The organism is Sphingomonas sp. PWP1-2, assembly GCF_049898305.1.
Classification (GTDB): domain Bacteria; phylum Pseudomonadota; class Alphaproteobacteria; order Sphingomonadales; family Sphingomonadaceae; genus Sphingomonas; species Sphingomonas glacialis.
Genome location: NZ_JAFCXM010000005.1, coordinates 69,128 through 94,797, shown reverse-complemented (window position 1 = coordinate 94,797; position 25,670 = coordinate 69,128). Strand labels below are relative to the sequence as shown.

The 25,670-nt window shown below is 66.8% G+C and carries 18 protein-coding genes and 1 tRNA gene; 7 read left to right on the top strand and 12 right to left on the bottom strand.

The features are described from left to right. Positions 1–33: 33 nt before the first annotated feature. Both ACP7C5_RS13705 and ACP7C5_RS13700 read left to right on the top strand, forming a co-directional pair. On the top strand, positions 34–1,572 hold the full coding sequence (locus ACP7C5_RS13705) for a Do family serine endopeptidase (RefSeq protein WP_133187083.1): 1,539 nt from the start codon (positions 34–36) through the stop codon (positions 1,570–1,572). 100 nt (positions 1,573–1,672) lie between these two features. Beyond that, a complete protein-coding gene (locus ACP7C5_RS13700) occupies positions 1,673–3,340 on the top strand; it encodes a helicase HerA-like domain-containing protein (RefSeq protein WP_426264686.1) in 1,668 nt (555 codons plus the stop codon). 138 nt (positions 3,341–3,478) lie between these two features. Here the strand turns inward: ACP7C5_RS13700 and ACP7C5_RS13695 are convergent, their stop codons facing one another. The 4 genes from ACP7C5_RS13695 to ACP7C5_RS13680 all read right to left on the bottom strand — a co-directional run bounded on the left by ACP7C5_RS13695 (position 3,479) and on the right by ACP7C5_RS13680 (position 8,795). After that, positions 3,479–4,690, bottom strand: a complete 1,212-nt coding sequence (locus tag ACP7C5_RS13695; RefSeq protein WP_426264685.1) for a CaiB/BaiF CoA transferase family protein — start codon at positions 4,688–4,690, stop codon at positions 3,479–3,481. Continuing rightward, entirely contained in the window at positions 4,683–6,542 is a 1,860-nt protein-coding gene (locus ACP7C5_RS13690) for an acetyl/propionyl/methylcrotonyl-CoA carboxylase subunit alpha (protein ID WP_426264684.1), read from the bottom strand. The genes ACP7C5_RS13695 and ACP7C5_RS13690 overlap by 8 nt, the downstream gene beginning before the upstream one ends. Before the next feature lie 106 nt (positions 6,543–6,648). Further along, positions 6,649–7,140, bottom strand: coding sequence for a nuclear transport factor 2 family protein (locus tag ACP7C5_RS13685; RefSeq protein ID WP_133187075.1), 492 nt, complete (start codon positions 7,138–7,140; stop codon positions 6,649–6,651). 53 nt (positions 7,141–7,193) lie between these two features. Next, positions 7,194–8,795, bottom strand: coding sequence for a carboxyl transferase domain-containing protein (locus ACP7C5_RS13680; protein ID WP_426264683.1), 1,602 nt, complete (start codon positions 8,793–8,795; stop codon positions 7,194–7,196). A 138-nt stretch (positions 8,796–8,933) separates the two neighbouring features. Between ACP7C5_RS13680 and ACP7C5_RS13675 the strand changes: the two genes are divergently transcribed. After that, positions 8,934–10,997 (top strand): M13 family metallopeptidase, encoded by a 2,064-nt coding sequence (locus ACP7C5_RS13675; protein WP_426264682.1) that lies wholly within the window; start codon positions 8,934–8,936, stop codon positions 10,995–10,997. 137 nt (positions 10,998–11,134) lie between these two features. On the opposite strand, the gene ACP7C5_RS13670 is transcribed toward ACP7C5_RS13675, so the two are convergent. Next, a complete protein-coding gene (locus ACP7C5_RS13670) occupies positions 11,135–12,298 on the bottom strand; it encodes an isovaleryl-CoA dehydrogenase (protein ID WP_426264681.1) in 1,164 nt (387 codons plus the stop codon). Positions 12,299–12,480: 182 nt separating this feature from the next. On the opposite strand from ACP7C5_RS13670, the gene ACP7C5_RS13665 reads away from it, so the two are divergent. Beyond that, a complete protein-coding gene (locus ACP7C5_RS13665; RefSeq protein ID WP_426264680.1) occupies positions 12,481–13,362 on the top strand; it encodes an MBL fold metallo-hydrolase in 882 nt (293 codons plus the stop codon). Positions 13,363–13,670: 308 nt separating this feature from the next. Here the strand turns inward: ACP7C5_RS13665 and fghA are convergent, their stop codons facing one another. The 4 genes from fghA to ACP7C5_RS13645 all read right to left on the bottom strand — a co-directional run bounded on the left by fghA (position 13,671) and on the right by ACP7C5_RS13645 (position 18,634). Further along, the gene (fghA, locus tag ACP7C5_RS13660) at positions 13,671–14,516 is read right to left on the bottom strand and encodes an S-formylglutathione hydrolase (RefSeq protein WP_426264679.1); all 846 of its coding nucleotides are present in this window, start codon (positions 14,514–14,516) and stop codon (positions 13,671–13,673) included. Between the two features lie 117 nt (positions 14,517–14,633). Beyond that, positions 14,634–14,707: transfer RNA gene (locus tag ACP7C5_RS13655), tRNA-Gly, on the bottom strand. Positions 14,708–14,985: 278 nt separating this feature from the next. Beyond that, entirely contained in the window at positions 14,986–16,098 is a 1,113-nt protein-coding gene (locus ACP7C5_RS13650) for a glycoside hydrolase family 68 protein (protein WP_426264678.1), read from the bottom strand. Between the two features lie 67 nt (positions 16,099–16,165). Further along, on the bottom strand, positions 16,166–18,634 hold the full coding sequence (locus ACP7C5_RS13645) for a TonB-dependent receptor domain-containing protein (RefSeq protein ID WP_426264677.1): 2,469 nt from the start codon (positions 18,632–18,634) through the stop codon (positions 16,166–16,168). A 152-nt stretch (positions 18,635–18,786) separates the two neighbouring features. Between ACP7C5_RS13645 and ACP7C5_RS13640 the strand changes: the two genes are divergently transcribed. Continuing rightward, positions 18,787–20,112 (top strand): MFS transporter, encoded by a 1,326-nt coding sequence (locus ACP7C5_RS13640; RefSeq protein ID WP_426264676.1) that lies wholly within the window; start codon positions 18,787–18,789, stop codon positions 20,110–20,112. Here the strand turns inward: ACP7C5_RS13640 and ACP7C5_RS13635 are convergent, their stop codons facing one another. Continuing rightward, positions 20,113–21,120: a LacI family DNA-binding transcriptional regulator gene (locus ACP7C5_RS13635; protein WP_426264675.1), complete on the bottom strand. Its 1,008-nt coding sequence runs from the start codon at positions 21,118–21,120 to the stop codon at positions 20,113–20,115. A 244-nt stretch (positions 21,121–21,364) separates the two neighbouring features. On the opposite strand from ACP7C5_RS13635, the gene ACP7C5_RS13630 reads away from it, so the two are divergent. Both ACP7C5_RS13630 and ACP7C5_RS13625 read left to right on the top strand, forming a co-directional pair. Further along, positions 21,365–21,634: a hypothetical protein gene (locus ACP7C5_RS13630; RefSeq protein WP_133187055.1), complete on the top strand. Its 270-nt coding sequence runs from the start codon at positions 21,365–21,367 to the stop codon at positions 21,632–21,634. 259 nt (positions 21,635–21,893) lie between these two features. Next, positions 21,894–22,721: a ferredoxin--NADP reductase gene (locus ACP7C5_RS13625; RefSeq protein ID WP_426264674.1), complete on the top strand. Its 828-nt coding sequence runs from the start codon at positions 21,894–21,896 to the stop codon at positions 22,719–22,721. A gap of 255 nt (positions 22,722–22,976) precedes the next feature. Here the strand turns inward: ACP7C5_RS13625 and ACP7C5_RS13620 are convergent, their stop codons facing one another. Beyond that, positions 22,977–23,618, bottom strand: a complete 642-nt coding sequence (locus ACP7C5_RS13620; RefSeq protein ID WP_426264673.1) for a hypothetical protein — start codon at positions 23,616–23,618, stop codon at positions 22,977–22,979. A gap of 127 nt (positions 23,619–23,745) precedes the next feature. Then, the gene (locus ACP7C5_RS13615; protein ID WP_426264672.1) at positions 23,746–25,248 is read right to left on the bottom strand and encodes an MFS transporter; all 1,503 of its coding nucleotides are present in this window, start codon (positions 25,246–25,248) and stop codon (positions 23,746–23,748) included. Positions 25,249–25,670 lie beyond the last annotated feature (422 nt).

The window sequence follows — 25,670 nt, the reverse complement described above, 5'->3', positions numbered from 1 at the left end:
CTGCCAATTGGTAGACGAGAGGAAACGACCCTAGTGCGCTACGCCTACGCCATCACCGCCGCCCTGCTGCTCAGCGGGACCGCCACTGCCATCGCGTTGCCATCCGCCGGGGGCGCGCAGACCGCCCAGAACGAACCCGCCGTGATGGCCGCCGCCGCGCCCCGCCCCGGCGCGCCGATGAGCTTTGCCGATCTCGTCGCCAAGCTCCAGCCTGCGGTCGTCAACATCTCGACGAGCCAGCACATCACCCAGGCGCAGCCCGCCAATCCGTTCGCCGGCACCCCGTTCGAGGGTCTGTTCGGCCAGCAGCAGGGCCAGGGCGGCGCTGCTCCTACCACCCGTGAGGCGACTTCGCTCGGTTCGGGCTTCATCATCTCGCCCGACGGCTATGTCGTAACCAACAACCACGTCGTCGCTGCAGGCGCGAAGGGCGCGACGGTCGACTCGATCACCGTCACGATGACCGACCGCAAGGAATATGTCGCCAAGCTGATCGGCCGCGATCCAACTTCGGATCTGGCGCTGCTCAAGATCGACGCGAAGAACCTCCCGTTCGTCAAGTTCGGCGATTCGGATGCGGCCCGCGTCGGCGACTGGATTGTCGCGATCGGCAACCCGTTCGGCCTCGGCGGCACGGTGACCGCGGGGATCGTCTCGTCGCTCCACCGCGTGACTGGCGCGGGCGCCTATGACCGCTTCATCCAGACCGATGCGGCGATCAACCAGGGCAATTCGGGCGGCCCGATGTTCGATCTCAACGGCAACGTGATCGGCATCAACTCGCAGATCCTCGGCAGCACCGGCGGCGGCAATATCGGCATCGGCTTCGCGATCCCCGCGACCGACGCCAAGCCCGTCATCGAGAAACTGATGAAGGGCACCAAGATCGCGCGCGGCTATCTCGGCGTCGGCCCGCAGCCGATCGACGACGATCTCGCCTCCTCGTTCGGCCTCGCCAAGAACAAGGGCGAGCTGCTGCGCAGCATCGAGCCGGGCCAGCCGGCCGACAAGGCGGGCCTCAAGGTCGGCGACATCGTGCTGCGCGTCGGCGGCAAGGACGTGAACCCCGACCAGTCGCTCAGCTATCTCGTCGCCAACGTGACGCCGGGCACGCGCGTCCCGCTCGACATCGTGCGCCAGGGCCGCCCGCAGACGATCATCGCGACGATCGGCACGCGTCCTTCGGAGGATGCGCTGCTCGCCAAGGCGAATGCCGATGCCGATAGCGACATGTCGGACGACAGCGACACGCCGACCGCTGGCCAGGCGGCGTCGAACCCGCTCGGCGTGACGGTCGCGACGCTGACCCCGCAGATCGCGCGGACCTTCGGCATCGATTCGTCGGTGTCGGGCGTGGTGATCGGCATGGTCGATCCGGCAAGCGATGCCGGCGCCAAGGGCCTCAAGCGCGGCGACGTGATCGTCTCGGCCAACGGCGTGCCCGTCGCGACCCCGGCGGCGCTGGGGTCGATCGTGATGCAGGCCAAGGCCGCGGGCCGCTCGCAGGTGGCGCTCTATGTGGTGCGCGGGCGTCAGCCGGCATTCTTCATCGGCGTGAAGCTCAAGAAGTAAGGTAACGGGATGCGCCCCTCCCCTGATGGGGAGGGGCTAAAGGCGCTTCCGTTGGCCCGCTTTTCGCGCGATAGTTCGCGCCGAAACTTCGCGAGGCCGCATGACCGACACCACCAGCATCTTCATCGGCGCAGGCCCCGGCGGCGCGAACCCGCAGCAGCTCGAGTTCAAGCGCGCCAACCGCCACGGCCTGATCGCGGGCGCGACCGGCACCGGCAAGACCGTCACCGTCCAGGGCATCATCGAGGGCTTTTCACACGCCGGTGTCCCGTGCTTCGTTGCCGACGTGAAGGGCGACCTTTCGGGCCTCGCGATGGCGGGCTCGCCAACCGCCAAGAACCACGAGATTTTCGCCGCGCGCGCCAAGGAAATCGGCGACGACGCCTGGGCCTATGCCGACACGCCAGTGCAGTTCTGGGACCTGTACGGCGAACAGGGCCACCCGATCCGTACCACCATTTCCGAGATGGGTCCGCTGCTGCTATCGCGGCTGATGGACCTCAACGAAGTCCAGGAAGGCGTGCTGACGATCGCCTTCCACGTCGCCGACAAGGACGGGTTGCTGCTGATCGACTTGGACGATCTCCAGGCGATGCTGGTCGATTGCGCGGGGCGCGCCGACGAGCTCACCACCACCTACGGCAACGTGTCGAAGCAATCGATCGGCACGATTCAGCGCGCGCTGCTCCAGCTGCGCAGCCAGGGCGGCGAGCATTTCTTCGGCGAACCCGCGCTCGATCTCGACGATTTCATCGGGGTGGATGAAAAGGGCCGCGGCATCGTCAACGTGCTGGCCGCCGACAAATTGATGGCGAGCCCGAAGCTCTATTCGACCTTCCTGCTGTGGCTGATGAGCGAATTGTTCGAACACCTCCCCGAGGTCGGCGATCCCGGCAAGCCCAAGCTCTGCTTCTTCTTCGACGAAGCGCACCTCCTGTTCGACGCTGCCCCCAAGGCGCTGCTCGAGAAGATCGAGCAAGTCGTGCGGCTGATCCGGTCGAAGGGCGTCGGCATCTATTTCATCACGCAGAACCCGATCGACATTCCCGATACTGTCGCGGGCCAGCTCGGCAACCGCGTCCAGCACGCGCTGCGCGCCTTCACCCCACGCGACCAGGCCGCGGTGCGCTCGGCGGCGACGACCTTCCGCGCCAACCCCGGCGTCGATGTCGAGACCGCGATCACCGAGCTGAAGGTCGGCGAGGCGCTCGTCTCGCTGCTGCTCCCTGATGGATCCCCCTCCCCCGTCCAGCGCACGCTGATCGCCCCGCCCGCCTCACGCGTCGGGCCGGTCACCGCAGTCGAGCGCGGCGTGATGGTCTCGACCGATCCGGTCGGCAACAAATACGACACGCTGGTCGATCGCCAGTCGGCCGAGGAAATGCTCGGCGCCAAGGCACAGGAAGCCGCCGCGGCGGCCGCCGAAGCCAAGGCGAAGACCGAAGCCGACAGGGCGGCTGCAGCACAGGCCAAGGCCGACGCGGTCGCCGCCAAAGACGCTGAGCGTCAGCGCGTCGCCGATCAGCGCGAGGCGGATCGTCAGGCGCGGCTGCAGGCGCAGCAAGCCGCGGCGGAAGCCAAGGCCGCCGCCAACTCGCCGTGGAACCGCGCGATCACCTCGGCGACGCGCTCGGCAAGTTCGGCGGTCGGGCGGCAGGTCGCCAACGAAGTGTCGAAGGCGGTGTTCGGCTCCTCGCGCGGTGCCGCGGGCGGAATCGTTGGCAGCTTGGTGCGCGGCGTGCTCGGCGGGTTGTTCAAGGGCCGCTAAGCGCTGACCGACACCCCTCGTTCCCACCACCCCGGCGAAGGCCGGGGCCCAGGAGCGAGGCGCCGATACCGAAGTGCTGCGCGCGATCACTCCAACCTTCGCAACTGGGCCCCGGCCTTCGCCCGGGAACAGCGTCGGTTATGCGATGACGCCCGCTGCCGCCAACGCATCGAGCGTGTCCTCGGACAGCCCCAAAGCCCCCGCCAGCGCTTCGCGCGTATCCGCCCCGGCGCGCGGTGGCGCGCGGTCGTAACTGGCGGGCGTTTCCGACAGCTTCACCGGAAAGCCGACGACTTGCAGCGGCGTGCCATCGGCACGCGCCATCGCCTTGACGGTCTCGCGATGCGCGACCTGCGGATCGGCGAAGATCTCGGGCAACCCCGCGACCTTGCCCGCAGGGAGCTTGGCCGCCTCCATCGCCGCGATAAGATCGTCCGAGCCCCACTGCGCCACCGCCGGCGCGAGATGCGCGTGTAGCGCGTCGCGATGCTCGCTGCGCAACGCCACGCTGGCGAAGCGCGGATCGTCGCCCAGATCGCTCAACCCCAGCACGCGCAGGAAATCGCGGAACTGCCGGTCGTTCCCCAGCGCGACGACGATCGCGCCATCGGCGGTCTCGTAATCGCGATACGGCACGATGTTGGGATGATCGTTCCCACGCCGCACCGGCACCGTGCCGCCGTTGAGCCAGTTCGACGCCTGGTTCGACAGCATCGCCAGCTGCGTGTCGAGCAGCGCACAATCGACATGCTGCCCCTGACCCGTCGCATCGCGGTGGCGCAAGGCGGCGAGGATCGCGACGGTCGCATAGGTGCCGGTGAACAGGTCGACGATCGGCACGCCGACCTTCATCGGCGGGCCGTCGGCCTCGCCGGTGACGCTCATCAGCCCGCCCATCGCCTGGATCAGGAAGTCGTAGCCGCCTTTGTCCTTGTACGGCCCGTCCTGCCCGAAGCCGGTGATCGAGCAATAGACCAGCCGCGGATTGATCGCGGCGAGGCTCGCATAATCGAGCCCGTATTTGGCGAGCCCGCCGACGCGGAAATTCTCGACCAGCACGTCGCTCTGCGCGGCGAGCCGGCGGATCAGATCGGCGCCCGCGGGCTGCGCGAGATCGATCGCAAGCGAACGCTTGTTGCGATTGGCGCAGAGGTAATAGGCCGAATCGCCCGAATCATCGGCGAGCGCGGGCGGCCCCCAGCGGCGCGTATCGTCGCCTTGCCCGGGCTGCTCGATCTTGAGCACCTCGGCGCCGAGATCGCCCAGCATCTGCGTCGCCCACGGCCCGGCGAGCACGCGCGACAGATCGAGCACCTTGACCCCGGCGAGCGCGCCTTGCGTCTCAGGCATCGGCACGCGTCAACCGCGCGAGCACGACGCCTTCCTGCGTCTGTCCGCCGACCTCGACGTTGAGCTCGGCGACGGTGCCGTCGAACGGCGCGGTCAAGCTGTGCTCCATCTTCATCGCCTCGAGCGTGACGAGCTTCTGGCCCTTGGTAACGCTGTCCCCCGCCGCGACATCGACCGCGATGATGCGGCCGGGCATCGGTGAGAGGATCGCGCCGTCGGCAGCGGCGCCGGTCGCCGTGCCCCGCGGCTGGTCGAGGCGATAGCTGCGGCCCTCGCCGAGGTAGAAGCTGACGACCTCCTCCTGCGGCGGACCGTCATCGATCATCAGGTCGGCGACGACATGGACGCCCCCGGTATCATCGACGATCCGCGTCTCGGAGCGTGACGGCGCGTTGAGCCGCAGCCCGATCGCGTCGTCCCACACGCCGTGCGCGGGCCGCGCGGCAAGCGCCGCCGCCGCATCGCGCAGATGTGCCGGCTGCGGCGCGGGCGGGATCGTCAACGCGTCGCCGCGCCGCTCGATCAGCCCGGTGTCGATCGTGCCATCGCGGAAGTCCGCGTCCTGGCAGATGCGCGCAAGGAAACCCGCGTTGGTGCGGACCGGCCACACCTCGACATCGCTCGTCGCGTCCCACAAGGCGGCGATCGCTGCCGACCGATCTTCGGCATGGACGACGATCTTGGCAATCATTGGATCGTAGAAGGGCGACACCTCGCCCGCTTCCTCGACCCCTGTTTCAATCCGAGCAAAGCGCGGCAGCCGCAAATGCTCGAGCGTGCCCGTCGACGGCAGGAACCCGGTCGCCGGGTTCTCCGCATACAACCGCGCTTCCATCGCCCAGCCCTCGATACTGAGTTCCTCCTGCCGCTTGGGCAACGCCTCTCCGCTTGCGACGCGCAGCTGCCATTCGACCAGATCGACCCCGGTGATCTCCTCGGTCACCGGATGCTCGACCTGCAAACGCGTGTTCATTTCCATGAACCAGATGCGGTCGGCGCGCAGGCCCTCGCTCGCATCGGCGATGAACTCGATCGTGCCCGCGCCGACATAGTCGACCGCCTTGGCCGCCTTGACCGCCGCGGCGCAGATCGCCTCGCGCGTGATCGCGTCCATCCCCGGCGCAGGGGCTTCCTCGATCACCTTCTGGTGGCGGCGCTGAAGCGAGCAGTCGCGCTCGAACAGATGGACGACATTGCCGTGGATGTCGCCGAACACCTGCACCTCGATATGGCGCGGGCTCAGGATGTATTTCTCGATCAGCACGTCGGTGTTGCCGAACGACGACGCCGCCTCGCGCTGGCACGACACCAAGGCATCGGCGAAGTCGGCGGGATCGTCGACGCGCCGCATCCCCTTGCCACCGCCGCCCGCGACCGCCTTGATCAGCACGGGATAGCCGACCGCGGCCGCTTCCGCCGCCAGCCGATCGGGCGACTGGTCGGCGCCGAGATAGCCCGGCGTCACCGGCACGCCCGCCGCGATCATCCGCTCCTTGGCGGCGTCCTTGAGCCCCATCGCGCGGATACTGTCGGGGTTGGGGCCGACCCAGACGATCCCGGCGTCGATCACGTCTTGCGCGAAATCGGCATTTTCCGAGAGGAAGCCGTAGCCCGGGTGGATCGCCTCCGCCCCGCTCGCCTTCGCTGCGGCGATGATCTTCTCGCCCACCAGATAGCTTTCGCGCGCCGGCGACGCCCCGATATGCACCGCCTCATCGGCCTGCCGGACGTGGAGCGCCTTCGCGTCGGCATCCGAATAGACCGCGATCGTCCGCACCCCCATCGCGCGCGCGGTGCGGATGATGCGGCAGGCGATCTCGCCGCGATTGGCGATGAGCAAAGACTGGATCATGCGTGTCTATCCGTCGCCCCGGCGCAGGCCGGGGCCGTTACGATAAGAGAACCGCCGCGCGCCCACGCACAGCGGCCCCGGCCTGCGCCGGGGCGACGGAGGTAGGTCATCCTTCGCAGCCCGTCGTGCGCGACGACCAGGTCAGATTCTGGACCTTCCAGCTACCGCCCTCGCGCACCAGGTCGAAATGGTCGTAGCCGCAATGGTGGAGCTTGCCGTCGATGCGGAAGGTGTACGGGCTCCACACCATCGCGATATCGCCGTCGATCTCGACCGCGGGCGTGCCGAGCCGCTCGTCATAGCGCTCGGGCCCGGGGGCGAAGCGCGCGAGCAACTGCTCGCGGGTCGAATGCGTGATCTTGCGCGTGCCGTCGGCCTGCTCGGCGACCGCGGTTGCGGTGGCATCGCTGCGCAGCGCCTGGCCGATCGCCGCCGCATCGCGCGCGGCGATGCCGGCGAGCAGCGCGTTGACCGGCGCCATCACCTGCGCCTCCTCGGTGCCGGGGGGCGGCAGGCCGGTGCCCTTGACGATCGGCTGAACGGGGGTCGTCTGCGACCCCATCTGGGCGGCGAGCAGGAGAGCGAAGATCAGGGACATAAAGGTTCCTTAAGGTCTCGCGAAATGGGGAAGGATGAGGGTCGGATCGGCCATCACATCCGGAACACGCCGAACGCCGGGCGCTCGGGGATCGGCGCGTTGAGCGTCGCGGCGAAGGCGAGGCCGAGTACGTCGCGGGTCTGCGCCGGGTCGATGATGCCGTCGTCCCACAGCCGTGCGGTGGCATACCAGGGATTGCCTTCGTCCTCGTATTTCTGGCGGATCGGGGCCTTGAACGCCTCGGCCTGCTCGTCGCTCCAGCCATCGGCATCGCGGTGCACGGTCGCCAGCACCGACGCCGCCTGCTCGCCGCCCATCACCGAGATACGGCTGTTGGGCCAGGAGAACAGGAAGCGCGGCGAATAGGCACGCCCGCACATGCCGTAATTGCCCGCGCCGAAGCTACCGCCGATCAGCACGGTGATCTTCGGCACGCTCGCCGTCGCCACCGCGGTGACAAGCTTGGCGCCGTGCTTGGCGATCCCCTCGGCCTCATACTTGCCGCCGACCATGAAGCCCGAGATGTTCTGCAGGAACAGCAAGGGAATGCGCCGCTGGCACGCGAGCTCGATGAAATGCGCGCCCTTCTGCGCGCTCTCCGAGAAGAGCACGCCATTATTCGCGAGGATCGCAACCGGCATCCCCCAGATATGCGCGAAACCGCAGACCAGCGACGTGCCGTAGAGCGCCTTGAACTCGTGAAACTCGGACCCGTCGACCAACCGCGCGATAATCTCGTGCACGTCGTACGGCGCGCGCACGTCGCTCGGCACGATGCCGTACAACTCCTCGGCGTCGAACTTTGGCGGCCGCGGCTCCTTCAGGTTCACGGCAGCGCCAGACTGCGGCTGCAACGTCGAGACGATATCGCGCACGATCGTCAGCGCATGTTCGTCATTCTCGGCGACATGATCGACCACGCCCGAGCGCCGCCCATGCGTATCCGCACCGCCCAGCTCCTCAGCCGAGATCACCTCGCCCGTCGCCGCCTTCACCAAAGGTGGCCCGGCGAGAAAGATCGTCCCCTGCCCGCGCACGATGATCGTCTCGTCCGACATCGCCGGCACATAGGCGCCGCCTGCGGTGCACGAGCCCATCACGCAGGCGATCTGCGGAATGCCCTTGGCACTCATGTTCGCCTGGTTGAAGAAGATCCGCCCGAAATGGTCGCGGTCGGGGAAGACCTCGGCCTGGTGCGGCAAGTTCGCGCCGCCCGAATCGACGAGGTAGATGCACGGCAGCATGTTCGCCTCGGCAATCTCCTGCGCGCGCAGATGCTTCTTGACGGTCAGCGGGTAGTAGGTCCCGCCCTTCACCGTCGCATCGTTGCACACGATCATGCACTGCCGTCCCGAGACGCGCCCAATCCCGGCGATCACGCCAGCACCCGGCACCTCGTCGTCGTACAGCCCGTTGGCGACGAGCTGGCCGATCTCGAGGAAGGGCGAGCCAGGATCGAGCAACCGCTCGACGCGCTCGCGCGGGAGCAGCTTGCCGCGTGCGGTATGGCGCTCACGGCTCTTCTCGGTGCCGCCACGAGCCGCCTGCGCGACGTCGGCGCGCAAGCGCTCGACCAAGGCGCGATTGTGCGCCGCATTGGCGCGGAAGGTCTCGCCATCGGCGGTGAGCTTGGTGTCGAGGACGGGGGCGCTCAAAGCGGGCTTCCTGCTTGCGGTATCCGTTGCATATGAAACTGCCTAGCGATCCGCGCCGACGAAGGAAAGCCGATTGGCAGACGCGACGGAGCGCGTATACCGCGACGCAAAGCCGATAGTTGCAGAGGAAACATCCTGATGAAACGCTTCTCCGTCCTTTCGATCGCATTGCTCGCCAGCTCGGCGATCGCCACCGGCGTCGCGGCGCAGATGATCGGCACGCAATCGGGCGTCGACCCGGCGCTGATCGACAAGAGCGTCAAGCCGGGCGACAATTTCGACGATTACGCCAATGGCACGTGGCGCAAGACCGCCGAGATCGAGCCAGCCCGCTCGTCGACCGGTGTCGGCGTCGAGGTCTCCAAGGTGGCCGAAGCGCGCAACGCCGCGATCATCGAAGACGCCGCCAAGGGCAATGCTGCACCGGGCACCAGCCAGCGGCTGATCGCCGACTATTACGCCGCGTATAACGACACCGCTGCGATCGAAGCGCGCGGGGTCGCGCCGCTCAAGGCGCTCATCGCCCCATATTACGCGCTGCGCGACAAGGCGGCGCTGGCCAAGGTGATGGGCGCGCAGATGCGTGCCGATACCGACCCGTTCAACAACAACAATTACGCCAGCACGACCAATCTGTTCGGCCTGTTCGTCTCGCAGGATCTCAACCAGCCCAAGCGCAACACGCCCTATCTGATGCAGGGCGGCCTCGGCCTCGCCGATCGCGATTATTATCTGTCGCAGAGCCCGCAAATGGCCGAGCTGCGCGAGGGCTATAAGGCGTATCTCACGCAGATCTTCGGCCTGGCCGGCCTCAGCGATCCGGCGACCCGCGCCGCGCGCGTCTTCGCGCTCGAGATGAAGATCGCCGCCGCACAGACCGACATCGAGGCAAGCCAGGACGCGAGCAAGGGCGACAATCCCTGGACCCGCGCCGACTTTACGCGGAAAGCTCCGGGGCTCGACTGGGCAGCGTACTGGGCAGCGGCAGGCATCCCCGCCGGCCAGCAGGACTTCATCGCCTGGCAGCCCGACGCCATCACCAAGCTTTCGGGCCTCGTCGCAAGCGAGCCGCTCGCCGACTGGCAGGACTGGCTCACCGCGCACCGCATAACCGCGACAGCCTCGGTGCTCCCCAAGGCGTTCGACGATGCGCGCTTCGCCTTCTACGGCAAGCAGCTCAACGGCACCCCCGCGCAACAGACGCGCGACAAGCGCAGCATCGCGGCGGTCAATGCGGCACTCGGCGACGAGGTCGGCCGGCTCTACGCCGCGCGCTATTTCTCGGCGCAGTCGAAGGCCGAGATCCAGACGATGGTCAAGAACATCGTCGGCGCGTTCGACCAGCGCATCCAGAAGCTCGACTGGATGACCCCCGGCACCAAGGCCGAGGCGCGGCGCAAGCTGTCGGTGCTCTATGTCGGCGTCGGCTATCCCGACCATTGGCGCGCCTTCCCCAAATTCGCGGTCGACGCGAAGGACCCGATCGGCAATCTGGAGCGCGCCGATCTGGCGATCTATCGCTACCAGATCGGCAAGCTCGGCAAGGCGCCCGACCGCACCGAATGGTGGATGACGCCGCAGACGGTGAACGCGGTCAATCTACCGCTGCAGAACGCGCTCAACTTCCCTGCAGCGATCCTGCAGGCGCCGTATTTCGACGCGAAATACGATGCGGCGGCCAATTACGGCGCGATCGGCGCGGTGATCGGGCATGAGATCAGCCACAGCTTCGACAATCTCGGCGCCGATTTCGATTCGACCGGCAAGTATCGCAACTGGTGGACGCCGGCGGATCTCGCGCGCTTCGAACAGGCCGGCTCGGCGCTCGCGGCGCAATACGATGCCTATGAGGCGCTGCCCGGGCTCAAGCTCAAGGGCAAGCAGGAGCTCGGCGAGAACATCGCCGACACCGCCGGCCTTACCGCAGCGTACGAAGCGTATCGCGCGTCGTACGGCGGCAAGGAGCCGCCGGTGATCGACGGGATGACCGGCGACCAGCGCTTCTTCCTGGCGTTCGCGCAGAGCTGGCGGACCAAGATGCGCGACAAGGCGCTGCGCGCGCGGATCGCGACCGACGTCCATGCGCCGGCGATGTTCCGCGTGCTGACGGTGCGCAACCTCGACGCCTGGTACCCGGCGTACAAGGTGCAGCCGAGCGACAAGCTGTACCTCGCGCCGGGTGCGCGGGTTCACGTCTGGTAAAAGGGGGGGCTTCTCCCCCCCCCCCCCAAACCCTGTCATGCCGGGCTCGTCCCGGCATCCACCGTGCCGCATAGCTGGCGATTGTAACGCCAACGCCACGGTGGATCCCGGCACAAGGCCGGGATGACGGTTGTGGGTTACTGCGCGACGGGCGCGTCGTTGCCGATCAGCTCGCGGCCGATCAGCATCCGGCGGATCTCGTTGGTTCCCGCGCCGATATCGAGCAGCTTGGCGTCGCGATAATAGCGCTCGACCGGCCAGTCCTTGGTATAGCCCGCCCCGCCCAGCGCCTGCACCGCCTCGTTGGCGACCTTCACGGCATTCTCGCTCGCGAGCAGGATCGCGCCTGCCGCATCGAAGCGCGTCGTCCGCCCGTCATCGCAGCTGCGCGCCACCGCATAGACATAGGCGCGCGCCGAATTGAGCGCGACATACATGTCGGCGACCTTCGCCTGCATCAGCTGGAAACTGCCGATCGCCTTGCCGAACTGCCGCCGCTCGCGCACGTACGGCACGACCACGTCGAGGCACGCCTGCATGATTCCGAGCTGGATTCCCGCAAGCACGGTGCGCTCGTAATCAAGCCCCGACATCAGCACCCCGACGCCGCCATTCTCCGGGCCCATGATATTTTCTTCCGGAACCTCGCAATCGGTGAAGACGAGCTCAGCGGTCGGCGAACCGCGCATCCCCATCTTGTCGATCTTCTGCCCGATCGCGAAACCCGGCATGTCCTTCTCGATCAGGAACGTCGTGATCCCGCGCGAGCCCTCGCCCGTCTTGGCATAGACGACGAGCGTGTCGGCATAGGCCGCGTTGGTGATCCAGAATTTGGTGCCGTTGAGCACATAGCCGCCCTGCACCTTGTCGGCCTTGAGCTTCATCCCGACGACGTCCGATCCGGCGCCCGCCTCGGACATGGCAAGACTGCCGACATGCTCGCCCGAGATCAGCTTGGGGAGATATTTCGCCTTCTGCGCAGGGTTCGCCCAGCGCGCGATCTGGTTGACGCACAGGTTCGAATGCGCGCCGTAGCTGAGGCCGACCGACGCCGACGCGCGCGATACTTCCTCGCATGCGATGACATGCTCGAGATAGCCGAGCCCGAGCCCGCCATCTTCTTCGGCAACCGTCACGCCGTGCAACCCGAGCGCACCCATTTCGGGCCACAAGCTCCGCGGAAACCAGTCCTCGGCATCGACCTTTGCCGCGATCGGCGCGATCCGGTCGGTCGCGAAGCGCTGTGTCGTGTCGCGGATCATGTCCGCCGTCTCGCCCAGCGCGAAATCCATCTGGTTCATGATCGACCTCTCTTAGTTTCTCGTGTTACCACCGCGCATAGCGTGGCTCGTTAGAAAGCGGTAGCTGCGCGATTGTCCAATCGATGCCGATTGCCCCCTACCAAGCGGAACCAGCAAAACCCGCCACGGGTTACACCCGCGCCGATCCAGGATCGTTGCTCTTCTGTCACGAGGACTCCCGAATGCCCGTAAAATCGATTTTCGCTGCCGCGCTCGCCCTGCTCGGCGCCAGCTCCGCCCTTGCCGGCCCAGTCCCGATCGGCCCCGCGGCCACCGCGTTCAAGGTCGGCAGCATCCGAGTCGTCGCGCTGCGCGACATGATCAACGCCGTGCCCAACGATGCGAGCGTGTTCGGCCCGCAAGTCGGCGTCCCCGCCGTCTCGGCGGTGCTGCGCCAGGCGGGCGCCCCCACCGATGCGCTGCCGCTCGGTGTCGACGCGCTGCTCGTCGAGCTGCCGGGGCACACCGTGCTGATCGACACCGGGCTCGGACCCAAGGTCGGCGGAGCGCTGCCCAGGAGCTTTGCCGCGGCAGGCGTCGATCCCGCCAAGGTCACCGACGTGCTGATCACGCATTCGCACGGCGACCATGTCGGCGGCCTCCTCACCGCAGACGGCGGCCTTGCCTTCCCCAATGCGACGATCCGCATGGCCGCGGCCGAATGGGCGTTCCTCAAGAGCAAGCCCGACAATGCCGCGCTGGCTGCCGCGATCACGCCCAAGGTGCAGACCTTCACCCCCGGCGCGTCGGTCGTGCCCGGCATCCGCGCGATCCCGCTGCCCGGCCACACCCCCGGCCATTCGGGCTATGAGATCGTCTCGGGCAAGGAGCGCCTGCTCGACATCGGCGACAGCGCGCACAGCGCGATCGTCTCGCTCGCCAAGCCCGAATGGGTGATCGCGTACGACACCGACGCCAAGCAGGGCGTGATCCGCCGCGAAGCGACGCTCGCGCAGCTTGCCGCAAGCCATGAGCGCGTGTTCTCCCCGCACTTCCCCTTCCCCGGCGTCGGGCAGATCGTGAAGCGCGGCACCGGCTATGTCTGGCAGCCCGCGCGCCGCTGAGCCCTGCCCGGCTTGCGCAGACCGACCAAGTCCAAGACGACGCTCGCAGATCTTTTCGCCAAAACGCTCGAACTCGCCGGCGTCGAGCGGATCTGCGGCGTCGTCGGGGATAGCCTCCGCGGACTCACCACGCTCTGCGCGGCCGCGGCGAGATCGCGTCCTGCGCCGGAGGGTGCGGCCTACGCTACAGGCTCCCCATCAGCGGCCTGTACGATGACGGACTTCACGCTCAACATGGCGAAAGCGGCGATTCGGTGATCGACCTCGTCAAGACCAATGGCGGGCTGCCGAAGCGGCTGTCCTAGGCTTCAGCGCGCCAAATGGCGCGCGTGCCAGGCGACATGCTCGGCAAGGAAGGTCGAGATGAAGTAGTAACTGTGGTCATACCCCGGCTGCATCCGCAGCTCGAGCGGGATCCCGGCGGCAGCGCAGGCGGCCTCGAGCAATTCGGGCCGCAGCTGGTTCTCAAGAAACGCATCCGCATCGCCCTGATCGACAAGCAGCGCCGCCACGCGCGCGCCATCCTCGATCAGCGCGACCGCGTCATGCTTGCGCCACGCGGCGCGATCGTCGCCAAGATACCCCGCCAGCGCCTTCTGCCCCCACGGCACCTGGCTCGGCGCGACGATCGGCGCAAACGCCGAGACCGAGCGATACCGCCCCGGCCGCGCCAGCGCGAGCGTCAGCGCGCCATGCCCGCCCATCGAATGCCCGGTGATCGACTGCCGGTCGAGGTCGACCGGGAAATTGGCGGCAACGAGCGCTGGCAACTCGTCGGTAACATAGCTCGCCATGCGGTAATGCTGCGCGAACGGCGCCTGCGTCGCGTCGACATAGAAGCCCGCGCCGAGCCCGAAATCGTACGCCCCCTCGGCATCATCGGGAACGCCCTCCCCGCGCGGCGATGTATCGGGCGCGACGAAAATGATTCCCGCCTCGCGACAGGCCGCACGATACTCACCCTTTTCGGTGACGTTCGCCTGGGTGCAGGTCAGCCCCGAGAGATACCACAAGACCGCAAGCCGATCGCCCGGCGCGTGATCGGGAACGAACACGCTGAACGTCATCGGCGTCCCGGTCTGCGTCGAATCGTGCCGATAGACGCCCTGCGTCCCACCATGCGCGCGTGTTTCGGATACCGTCTCTAGGGGCATTTCGACCATCCCGTATGTGCTGCAAAACGGTCGTACCGACCGCGCGAGGGGACATAGCCGCGATCGACCCACGATGGAAAGCCGAGCCGCTACCGCGCATGACTGTCAGGAAATGCGTGGAGCGGGTGAAGGGAATCGAACCCTCGTCGTAAGCTTGGGAAGCTTCTGCTCTACCATTGAGCTACACCCGCAATGCAACACCGTTGCCGACGAAGCCGACGTGCCGCTGCACGTGGTCCTGAAGCAAGTCCGTTGATGGACGCGTCCCTGCCACATTACGAACCCGCTCGTCAACGGAACGATCCTCGCCGCCAGCGCTTGCGTCCCACGAAGTGGTGCGGCGACGCGATCGGTGCGGGCCGCGAGTCCGAAAACCTTGGTCACACGCCGGCAATGCCACCGCTTTTTGGGCGGAATCCTGGCCGCCACGTCGCCGCTGCCCGGCTCTACCCGCAGCGCTGTCACCCGCTCACGCCAGCGTCGCGCGATTGCCGTCGAGCACGATGCGGAACGGAGCTGCGGGCGTTCCGCCGAAGGCGCGGCGCGCTTCCGCCACATCGACCGGGTCGCCCGTCAGCCCCGGCCGATCGACGAAGCTGATCACGCTGAGGTCGCCCAGCACGAGCCAGCTATACGCCTGGATCGGCGCATCGGGCGGATTGCCGCAGACCAGCCCCGTTCCGTTGAGTGGCGTCCACGGCCCGGCAAGGTGCTCGGCGACCATGCCGTACAGCCCGGTCGGACCCGATGGGCCGCCATCCGCGAACACCTTACGCTGCGTCGACCAGAAGCAATAATAGCGCTGGTCGGAGTGGACGAGGTGCGGCCGTTCGAGCTCGTTATTCACTCCGTCGGCGGTGATCAGCGGGGGCTCGAGCGTCCACTGTCCGCCCCCGCCCCGCGCCACCCCGATCGCGCCATTCCATGGGGAGGAAGACTGCGCGAGCGAGGCGGCGAAGACGAGATATTCGGCACCATCGGCCGGATCGCAAAACCACGCCGGATCACGGAACGCCTTGATCGTGCCGATCGCGCCGCCGCCGGTCATGTCGCGCGAATAGATCTGCCCGTCGGCCGCGACCGATTCGACCGGAACCGACCAGTCCGCCAGCCGTGGCACACCGTCCGCAATCGACAGCGTCGCGCTGGTCTCGAACAAACGCTGGTCGAAGCTCGGCTCGGCCTCGCCGCGATGCCCGGCGGCGGTGAAATAGAGCGTCACGCGGTCATGCTGGGGCGTGACGATCGCCGAGCCCGACCATTCGCGGCTGCCCGGCGCAAAGCCGTCGGGCAGCAGATCGCCGAGATCGCGCCAGCCGTGCGGCGTCTCGTGCATCAACCGGATGCGCGCGAGCCCGTGGCGCGATTCGGGGTCGGGCAGAACGGGTGCGGACAGCAGCATCTGGAGCGCACCGCCGGCAATCTCGGCCGTCCGCCCGTCGCGCTCCTGCACCGGCCAGTAATCCCACAGGTCATGGCCCGGCAGCACCGGCGCCCTGCTCTGCGCCGCAATCCGCGGGACTTCGGGAATCGGGCGGTGCGCGATCGCCGCCACGGCATCGCGAGACCAGATCGTTGTCATACAGGGCTACCCATCAGGTCACTCAAAAAACGCCCCGGGCGCACGTCGCGCGCCCGGGGCGGTCGGTTCAGAAGTCGAGCTTGACCGCAGCCGAGATCGTACGGCCGTTGATCGAACGCGCCCGGACGATCCCGTTCGCGGGGATCGCGGCTTCCTCGGCCTCGGTGAAGCCCTTGGTGTTGAACACATTGTTGGCGTTGATCGAGACCTGCACGCGCGCGATCGGACGCACGCTGAAGAACGCGTTGACTTGCGTGAAGCCCGGCAGCTTCAGCTGGTTGGTGTCCTGCGCATAGCTCGACGTCGTCCCGATCGCGCTCGCGCCGAGCGTGAACAGCTCGGTCGTGTATTGCGGCGTGATCTTGTAGACGAACTCGGCCTGGCGGCGCGGACGGTTGCCGATGACCGCAGGCGTGACGTTGTCGCTGATGATCTTCGCCTTGGTGAAGGTCCCGTTCGCCGCGAGGCTGAATCCGCCGACGCGATAATTGCCCTCGAGCTCGAGGCCATAGGCGCGGTAGGTACGGTCGAAGAACTTCTGGCTGGTCGCTTCGAAATTCTGCTCGGCGGTCTTGGCCCAGAACGCCGTGCCGTACAGGTTCAACCCGCCATTGCTGTACTTCACGCCGGCTTCGGCCTGGCGGACGAAGTCGACCGGCCGTGCGCCTGGCTGGAGCAGACCCGAGGTCGGGCTGACGTTGTTCGAATTGAACAAGAAGCGATCCGCATTGGCGCGACCCCCGCGGCTGTAGCGCGCGAAGATCGAGAGATCGCTCGCCAGCCGGTAGTTCGCGCCGAACGAATAGGACGCATAGTGGAAGTTGTAGTTGACCGGCTGCGGACGGTTGACGGGGATCACCGTGGTCTGCGTCTCGGGGTAGGAAATCGTCCCGTTGCCGTCGACGTCGAAGCTCGTCGTCGGACCATCGCCGACGACGAAGCCGCGTGCGCTGCCGCTGTCATAGCGAATGCTCGCATCGATGTTCAAGCCGCCACCGGTATAGCCGATCGAGGCGAACGGCGCGTTGGTGTCGTAATCGACATTGTAGCTGCGGCGGCAGCAATTGCCGAAGTACGATGCGCCATAGGCGACGAGGCCATTGTCGGTGCGCGATGCGCCCGCCGCCGTGCGGACGTTGAGCAGCGCGGCGTTATCGCCCTTCGCGTCGAGCAGGTACGACGACCAGGTCCAGTCGACATTGATCGTCTGGCGCGACTTGTAGAAGCCGGCCGAGAAATCGATCGTCCCATCACCCGTGTTGAAGCGACGATTGACGCGCAGATCGTTGGTAATGTTGTTGAGGCTGTTGAGCTTGGTGTTGAACAGCACCACGCCGATCGCGTTCGACGTCGTCGGGTTGGCATAGAGCTGGCCGGCATTGGGGCCATTGGCATAGCTCACGATCGCCCCTGGGCCACCGATCGCGTTGGCGAGGTTCTGCGCCGTGTCGACGGTTGCCGGGAACGGCGAGATGAAGCGCCCGGAAATGTCCGAATAGCGGAACTTGTCGCTGACCTTCCAGCCGTCGGCGACTTCGAACTCGGTTTCGAACCCGATCGCCTTGACCACCGGATGCATGCCGTCGCGAATGTCGTCGACCTCGCGATTGTTGGCACCGTCGAGCGTCACTGCGCGCGTGAAGTAGATGCTGTGGATCGTGTCGTTGTTGGCGCTGAGACCGGGCAGCGAGCTATATTTCGGGTCGCTGTTGGTGCCGCTCACGCGGACCGGGCTCGGCAGATAGGCGATCGCGCGGTCGTCGAGATATTTGACGTTGAGGCGGAAGAAGCCGCGATCGAAGGTTTTGGTGATGTTGCCGCGGATCTGCCCGCCCTTGTTGCCGTCATAGCCGGCGCGACGCGGGCCTTCACCGACGCGGTAGAAGCCGCCGACGTTGAAGCGCAGCGTATCGCTCAGCTTGCCGCCATAATCGGCATCGAGGCGATATTCGCCGTAATCGAGCCCGACGGTGCCCTGGATCGAGCCGCCTTCCTGCTCGCCGGTCTTGGAGATGAGGTTGATGACGCCGCCGGGCGAGTTCGACGCGAAGGTCGAGGCCGAACCGCCGCGAACCGCCTCGACGCGCGCGACGTTGAAGTCGGTGCGCAGGAAGATGTCGGTGTTGGCAAAGGCGATGTCGCCATATTCGAGGATCGGCAGGCCGTCTTCCTGCAGCTGCAGGAACTTGGCGCCGCCCGATGCGACGGGCAGGCCGCGCACGGCGATGTTGGCATTGCCCTCGCCGCCCGACGATTCCGAGCGGATGCCCGGCAGGCTGCGGAACAGTTCGGCGGCGGAGCGCGGCGCGGCGTTGGCGATCGCGTCGGCATTGAGCGAGCTGACCGAGACCGAGCTGTTAAGGCGGTTCTGCCCGCGCGCCACGGCGGTGACGATGATGTCGTCCTTGTTCGACGCTTCGGCGTCGCTCTGGACGGGGGCCGGTGCATCGGCCGCTGGCGCCGCCTGCTGCGCGAATGCCGGGGTGCCGATCATCATTGCGGTGGTGGCGAGAAAAAGGGTGCGCCCTTTCAACATATCACTCTCCTGAAACGGTAAGGCCGTTTATTCGGCTCGCACCGGCCCTAAACTTTTCGCGCAAACGATTGCAAGCGGAAATTGCAAACGATTGCGCAAACAGCTACAGCGCGTTGCAGGGCGGCAACAGTCCGCCCACGGGGAGAGAGAATGTGACGAGAGGATCGGTCGGCAAGGTGCATTTGTCGTTCGCGCGGATCCTGCAGATGAACCTCGGGTTCCTCGGGCTGCAATTCAGTTTCGGGCTGCAACAAAGCAATATGGGGCCGATCTACAGCTATCTCGGCGCCGACGAGGGCAGCATGCCGCTGCTGTGGCTGGCGGGCCCGATGACCGGGCTCATCATCCAGCCGCTGATCGGATCGATGAGCGACCGCACGCGCACCCGGCTCGGGCGCCGCACCCCGTATTTCCTGATCGGCGCGATCCTGTGCAGCCTGTCGCTGTTCGCGATGCCGTACAGCCGCACGCTGTGGATGGCGGCGAGCCTGTTGTGGGTGCTCGATGCGGCCAACAACGTGACGATGGAGCCGTACCGCGCCTATGTCAGCGACCGGCTCGTCGAGCAGCAGCGCCCGCTCGGCTTCCTGACGCAGAGCGCGTTTACCGGGCTCGCACAGACGCTGTCGTATCTCGCCCCGTCATTGCTGGTGTGGTGGGGCATCAACAAGGATGCGCTCGACAGCAACGGCATTCCCGAAATCACGCGAATCAGCTTCCTAATCGGCGCGATCCTGTCGATCACCACGATCCTGTGGTCGGTGTGGCGCGTCCCCGAATTGCCGCTGACGCCCGAGGAAGACGCCGCGATCACCGCCGATCCGCTGTCGGTCCGCTCGACGATCACCGGGCTGGTCGACGCGATCCGCGACATGCCGCCGACGATGCGCCAGCTTGCGGTGGCGATGCTGTTCCAATGGTTCGGGATGTTCTGCTACTGGCAATATGTCGTGCTCGCGCTTGCCCGCGGGGTGTTCCACACCAGCGACCCGGCGAGCGTCGGCTTCCGCGATGCGGGGCTGCTCAACGGGCAGCTCGGCGCGTTCTACAATTTCGTCGCGTGCGTCTCGGCCTTTGCGATGGTGCCGTTCGCGCGGCGCTTCGGCGCCAAGCCGATCCATGCGGTCGCGATGGTGGCATCGGGCGCGGCCATGCTGACGATCGCGTCGACCGGGTCGATCCCGCTGCTGATCGTCGCGATGGTTGGCATCGGCATCGGCTGGGGCAGCTTGATGGGCAACCCCTATCTGATGCTCGCCAACGCGATCCCGCCCGAGCGGACCGGCGTCTATATGGGCATCTTCAACATGTTCATCGTCATCCCGATGATGGTCGAGATCCTGTTCGTGTGGCTCGCCTACCGCCCGCTGCTCGGCGGCGATCCGCGCCACGTGCTCATGCTGGGCGGCGCGATGATGCTTGCAGCCGCCGTGGCGACGTGGCGGATCCGCACGCCGGCCCGCCCCGCGGTCGGCTGATCAGGCCGAGCCGCGCAGGATCAGTTCGGGCGCCATCGTCACCGACTCGACGTCGGCGCCCTCGATCCGGCGGAACAGCAGATCGACGAGCATCCCCGCCCCGCGCGCCACATCCTGCCGCACCGTGGTGAGCGGCGGGGTCGTGTGCATCGCGATCACGACGTCGTCATAGCCGACCACGCTGACGTCCTGCGGCACGCGCTTGCCGTGCGCCGCGAGCGCGCGCAGCGCGCTCATCGCGATGACGTCCGACGCGGCGACGATGCCGTCGGGCGACGAATGCCCGGCGAGATAGGCTTCGATCGCGGCGTACGACGCCTCGCTCGTCAAATGCATCGGCAGCAGCGTCGCCTGCCCGCTCCCCGACGCGGCGAGCGCTTGCTGGAACCCGACATAGCGCGCGGCGAATTCGGGCACTTCGATATTGCCGAAGAACGCCAGCCGCCGGCGCCCCTGCGCGAGCAGATGCTCGGCGGCGAGCCGCCCGCCCGCGACATTGTCGGTCCCGACGGTGGTCTGCGTCTTGTCGGGCACGTCGGCGCCCCACACGACGATCGGGCGGTAGCGCGCGGCGACGCGCTCGATCGCGTCGATCTGGTTCGACTGGCCGACCACGACGACGCCGTCGACGCGCCCGGCGTCGACGATCGCATCGAGCCAGCGATCGTTCGCCGGGATCACACGCGACAGCAGCAGATCGTGCCCGCGATCGGCGATCGCGTCTGCCAGTGGCCCGAGCAAGCTCATGAAAAACGGATCCGACAGATGCTGCTCGGCTTCGTGCCCGAGCGGCAGCACCACGCCGATCGCCCCCGTCCGCCCGAGGCGGAGGTTGCGCGCGGCCTGGTTGACCTTGAAGCCATGCTCGCTCGCCAAGCCGACGATCCGATCGCGCGTCGCCTTGGCGATCACGGGGTTCCCCGCGAGCGATCGCGAAACCGTGGCGACGGAAACGCCCGCCAGTTCGGCAAGTTCGGCCAGGGTCGTCACGGTCGTGGTCACAGGCATCCCCGACCTTTGCCGTGTCCGGCGCGAAACGCCAACCGCTAACGCGAACCCCCGACGCGTTGCGCACGGCTGCACGCCGAACGCGATCGAATTTTCACGGAATATCCGCCGCTATGCGGTATCTTGCGCCTGCGCGCGCACCGCGATTTGCGGTCGCGCGGGCGCGTGCGGGGGAACATACCGGCGCCTCCCGACGCTGTACGTCTCGAGCCTGCGGGCATTCCTAGCGAAAAGGCGAACGATCATGGTTGAAGCGACCTGGGGCAAAGACACCAAGACGCCCCCCATCGAATGGCGGATGAGCGCGTCGCTCGAAGACGTGCCGCGCGGCGCCGAAGACGTGGCCGAAGTCACCAGCCTCGAAGGCGCGGTGCGCGCGTGGCGCGCGCTCGACCCCGCGCATCAATCCGCAGCGACGCTGACGCTCGAGCGCGCGATCCAGCTCGACGGCGTGTCGCTGACCACCTTTACCGGGAACAGCATCGCCGCCCTGGTCGAGAAGCTGCCCGACTGACCCGCCCGCGCGATCGCGGCAAAGTTACACGTTGAATTATGCCGCCCGACCGGAGTAACGGGTGCGCGATTATGTCGATCGCCCGGGCGCCGCGCTGTATGCGGCCCCATGTCGCGCTGGTCGGGCCCGCAACGGCACCGACTCGCGCGGTCAGGCGTTCATTCTGCAGGAAGAGGTGCGATGGGCAGCCGCGCCAAGATCGGGAGCATACCCGGTGGCATGGCGTGGCGGCGAACTTGCATTGAAGGACGATCTATCGATGAGTGATGTGGTGACGAGCATGCCCAGTAGCGAACCGACCTCGCTCGAACCGACTTCGGCGTTGAGCGTAGAGACCGTGCTCAGCGTGCGGATGTGGAACGAACATCTGTTCAGCTTCACGATCACGCGCCCCGCGAGCTTCCGCTTCCGCTCGGGCGAGTTCGTGATGCTCGGCCTCGCCGGCGAGCAGCGCCCGCTGCTGCGCGCTTACTCGATCGCGAGCCCGGCCTATGCCGAGGAATTGGAATTCCTCTCGATCCGCGTGCCCGACGGCCCACTCACCTCGCGCCTGTCGCAGATCCAGCCGGGCGACCAGGTCTATCTCGGCCGCAAGCCGACCGGCACGCTCGTCGCTGACGCGCTGCTGCCGGGCAAGCGGCTGTTCATGCTGTCGACCGGCACCGGTCTCGCGCCGTTCCTCAGCGTCGCGCGCGATCCTGAGATCTACGATCGCTTCGACCAGATCCAGATCGTCCACAGCGTGCGTCGCGTGACAGACCTCGCCTATCGCGAGCCGCTCGAGGCGAAGCTGGCGGACGATCCGCTGGTCGACGAGCAGGCGGCGACGCAATTTTCCTACGTGCCGACCGTGACGCGCGAGCCGTTCCACACCAGCGGGCGGATCGACAAACTGATCGACGACGGCACGCTGTTCGCCGACATGCCCGGCGAGAAGCAGCTCGACCCGGAGACCGACCGGATTATGCTGTGCGGCAGCATGGAGATGATCAAGGACCTCGCGGCGAAGCTCGAGGCGATGGGCTTCGTCGAGGGTTCGAACTCGCATCCCGGCCAATATGTGATCGAGCGCGCGTTCGTCGGCTGACGCGCCCTAAAAGCCCCTCCCCTTCAGGGGAGGGACGAACCTAGGTCATACTGCCCGTAAGGGGTGACCTAAACCCTGAAGTCTTGCGTCGCGCACGTCCGAATTTAGCGAAGTGCGGCCCACACCTATGCCCGTCGCCCCGGCGGAGGCCGGGGCCTCCCGTTTTGTGTCCGGCCGCTCGCCAAGCCACCCAGAGGCCCCGGCCTCCGCCGGGGCGACGGTATTGGCCATATCGGGCACTGGTGGAAGGCGGACCTAGGCTCGCCCTTGTGCCAGAATCGTTGAGAGCTCTTGCAAGCCGGCCGGCGCGGACTCCCAAAACCCCGACATCTCGGCTGGGAAGCGGTTTTTCATGTTGATCAGGACTGGCGCAGCGTCCGGTTCTAACAAGCGCAGGAGCCAGTGATGCAGCGGCATCTTCGCTCGCGCTGCGCCACAGAGCACGCTCTCCGCGTCCGTTCCGATCAAGCCTTCTTCCGCCTCGGCTATGTCACTTGCGAGCGCCCACTCGAACCAAGCGTCAACGAACGCTTCGACCACGTTCTGCTCAGTCGGAGCCCACGATCGCCAATGGGCGAGCGGAAGCTTGCCCAGCACAATCTCGGGATCGTTAGAGTTGCCCGGATCAAACACCGATATGTCGAGAATGCGAGGCAGCAGATAACGAAAATCTTGCTCGTCGCCAATCGTCAGGAAGGCGCCAGACACGTAACGCCAGAGCGCCTGATCAGACAGCTGTCGCAACGGGGTGGTGAGCAGAACATCGGTGCCGCGTGTCGATATGCAGCATGGGCACCCTTCGATCGCTCGGGGAGGCGGCAAGTCGAAAGTGCGGTACACAGCCTCCAGCGCCTCCCGGACGCGCTTCTCCGCTTGATATGAAGCTGTTCCGCTCATCAGCTATAACTGCCAAGCAAAGCGATCCTATGCAACTCGATCCATTGGACGTCCGCTATTGGTATTGCACTGAAGGATCCAAGCGAGGGGGTCTGGGCGAGAGCAGCCATCCGCCCTCAAGCCCCACCTATCCGCCCCGATGCCCGCTCATCCCCGCCCCCGCATCGGCCGCAAACCGCGCGTTCCAGATCGTCGCGCTCGCCGAGACCGCGGTCACCACCCAGAACGCCAGCGTGAAATCCCCCAGCCGCGGCAGCGCATGCCCGCCCCCCAGCATCCCGACATGCAGCGCCGCTGCCCCAACACAGATCCCGAGCGACAGCATCAATTGCTGGAAGGTCGCGTAGAAGCTCGTCGCCGAGCTCATCCGTTCGCTCGGAATCTCGTCATAGGCGATCGTGTTGTACGCCGAGAACTGGAACGACATGAAGAAGCCCGAAACCATCAGCACCCCGAAGATGACCGGCACCGGCCAGTCGGGCCGGAACAGCCCGCACACCGCATAGCCCGCGCTCGCGCCGAGCCCGCCGATGATCAGACTCCTCCGGAACCCCCAGCGCCGCAGGATGCGCGGCGCCAGCCCCTTCATCGCGAGCGACCCGATCGCCCCCGCAACGGTGATCGCCCCGCTCGCCGCCGCGGTCATGCCGAAGCCCAATTGCAGCATCATCGGCAGCAGGAAGGGCTGCGCGCCTTGCGTGATCCGCGTCAGCGATCCGCCGATCAGCGACAGGCGGAAGGTCGGCACGCGCATCAGCGACAGATCGAGGATCGGATCGGCACGGTGCCGCGCATGCCGGATATAGAGCGCACCCGCGACACAGCCGATCCCGATCAGGCCGAGCGCGAGCGGCAGTTCGCCCGTCCGACTCGTCATCTCGAACCCGAACAGCAAGCAGCCGAGCGCCACGCCCGACAGCACGAACCCCCACGGATCCGCCCGCACCGGCGTCTCGGCGCGCACCTCGCCGATATAGCGCGTCACCAGGAACACCCCGAGCAGCCCGATCGGCAAATTGAGATAGAAGATCCAGCGCCAGTCGAGATAGGTGACGATCGCCCCGCCGACCGGCGGCCCGAGGATCGGCCCGATCAGCGCGGGCATGATCAGCCACGACATCGCCGAGACCATGTCCTCCTTGGCGACGCTGCGCAGCAGGACGAGCCGCCCGATCGGGATCATCATCGCGCCCCCCAGCCCCTGCAGGAAGCGCGCGCCCATGATGAACGGCAGGCTCGGCGCGACCCCGCACAAGGCCGATCCCGCGACGAAAATCAGGATCGCCGCGCGGAACACGGTGCGCGATCCGAAGCGGTCCGCCAGCCGCCCGCTCGCCGGGATGAAGATCGCGAGCGCGAGCAAATAGGAGGTCAGCGCCGAGCTCATATTGGTCGCGGGAACGTGGAAATCGCGCGCCATCGTCGGCAGTGCGGTGGCGAGGATCGTCGCGTCCATCTGCTCCATGAACAAGGCGCAAGCGATGATCAGCGCGACCAGTCGATAATTCTTGGGCGTATGATCGACCGCGTGGTCCTCGCGCGCGACCTGCGCGATGTCGCCTGCGGCGGGCAGGATGCCGTCGCGGATTTCGCTGTTGATCGAGGCGAGACCCCGGCGGCGCACTCTCATGGGATGTCCGAAGGTTTTGGATCAGCACCGCTGCGGGGTGGCTGAACCGGATGGATGGGCGCTCCAATGCCAGCGCTTGATCGGCTGATCGGGTGATTGGCGGAAGCGGCTATGTGGGCTTCGCAGCGCATTGCTGCAACGGCGATGTGAGGCAGGGTCCTGTCCGCCCCGCCGCCCCAACGCCCAACGTGCTGGACTCGATCCGCTATCCTTACGCGGCGTCCGAGTCCTCCCGCCGTCACCCTCGCGAAGGCGAGGGTCCCGCTTCTTCTTCTCGCACCGGGCCAGGCAGCGGGATCCCCACCTTCGCGGGGATGACGGCGGGATAGGGAGAGCCGTGGACGGTGCCGATCCCCACCACGCGCTTGCCCTTGGTCCGGCTGGTCAGATGAAACTGCCGACACCGATCGCACCGATAGCTC

Coding starts and splice junctions, on each gene's coding strand:
- ACP7C5_RS13665 (WP_426264680.1), top strand. CDS start 12,481: ATGCCCGTAAAATCGATTTTCGCTGCCGCGCTCGCCCTGCTCGGCGCC.
- ACP7C5_RS13700 (WP_426264686.1), top strand. CDS start 1,673: ATGACCGACACCACCAGCATCTTCATCGGCGCAGGCCCCGGCGGCGCG.
- ACP7C5_RS13690 (WP_426264684.1), bottom strand. CDS start 6,542: ATGATCCAGTCTTTGCTCATCGCCAATCGCGGCGAGATCGCCTGCCGC.
- ACP7C5_RS13625 (WP_426264674.1), top strand. CDS start 21,894: ATGAGTGATGTGGTGACGAGCATGCCCAGTAGCGAACCGACCTCGCTC.
- fghA (WP_426264679.1), bottom strand. CDS start 14,516: ATGCCCCTAGAGACGGTATCCGAAACACGCGCGCATGGTGGGACGCAG.
- ACP7C5_RS13630 (WP_133187055.1), top strand. CDS start 21,365: ATGGTTGAAGCGACCTGGGGCAAAGACACCAAGACGCCCCCCATCGAA.
- ACP7C5_RS13670 (WP_426264681.1), bottom strand. CDS start 12,298: ATGAACCAGATGGATTTCGCGCTGGGCGAGACGGCGGACATGATCCGC.
- ACP7C5_RS13615 (WP_426264672.1), bottom strand. CDS start 25,248: ATGAGAGTGCGCCGCCGGGGTCTCGCCTCGATCAACAGCGAAATCCGC.
- ACP7C5_RS13620 (WP_426264673.1), bottom strand. CDS start 23,618: ATGAGCGGAACAGCTTCATATCAAGCGGAGAAGCGCGTCCGGGAGGCG.
- ACP7C5_RS13685 (WP_133187075.1), bottom strand. CDS start 7,140: ATGTCCCTGATCTTCGCTCTCCTGCTCGCCGCCCAGATGGGGTCGCAG.
- ACP7C5_RS13650 (WP_426264678.1), bottom strand. CDS start 16,098: ATGACAACGATCTGGTCTCGCGATGCCGTGGCGGCGATCGCGCACCGC.
- ACP7C5_RS13645 (WP_426264677.1), bottom strand. CDS start 18,634: ATGTTGAAAGGGCGCACCCTTTTTCTCGCCACCACCGCAATGATGATC.
- ACP7C5_RS13695 (WP_426264685.1), bottom strand. CDS start 4,690: ATGCCTGAGACGCAAGGCGCGCTCGCCGGGGTCAAGGTGCTCGATCTG.
- ACP7C5_RS13635 (WP_426264675.1), bottom strand. CDS start 21,120: ATGCCTGTGACCACGACCGTGACGACCCTGGCCGAACTTGCCGAACTG.
- ACP7C5_RS13675 (WP_426264682.1), top strand. CDS start 8,934: ATGAAACGCTTCTCCGTCCTTTCGATCGCATTGCTCGCCAGCTCGGCG.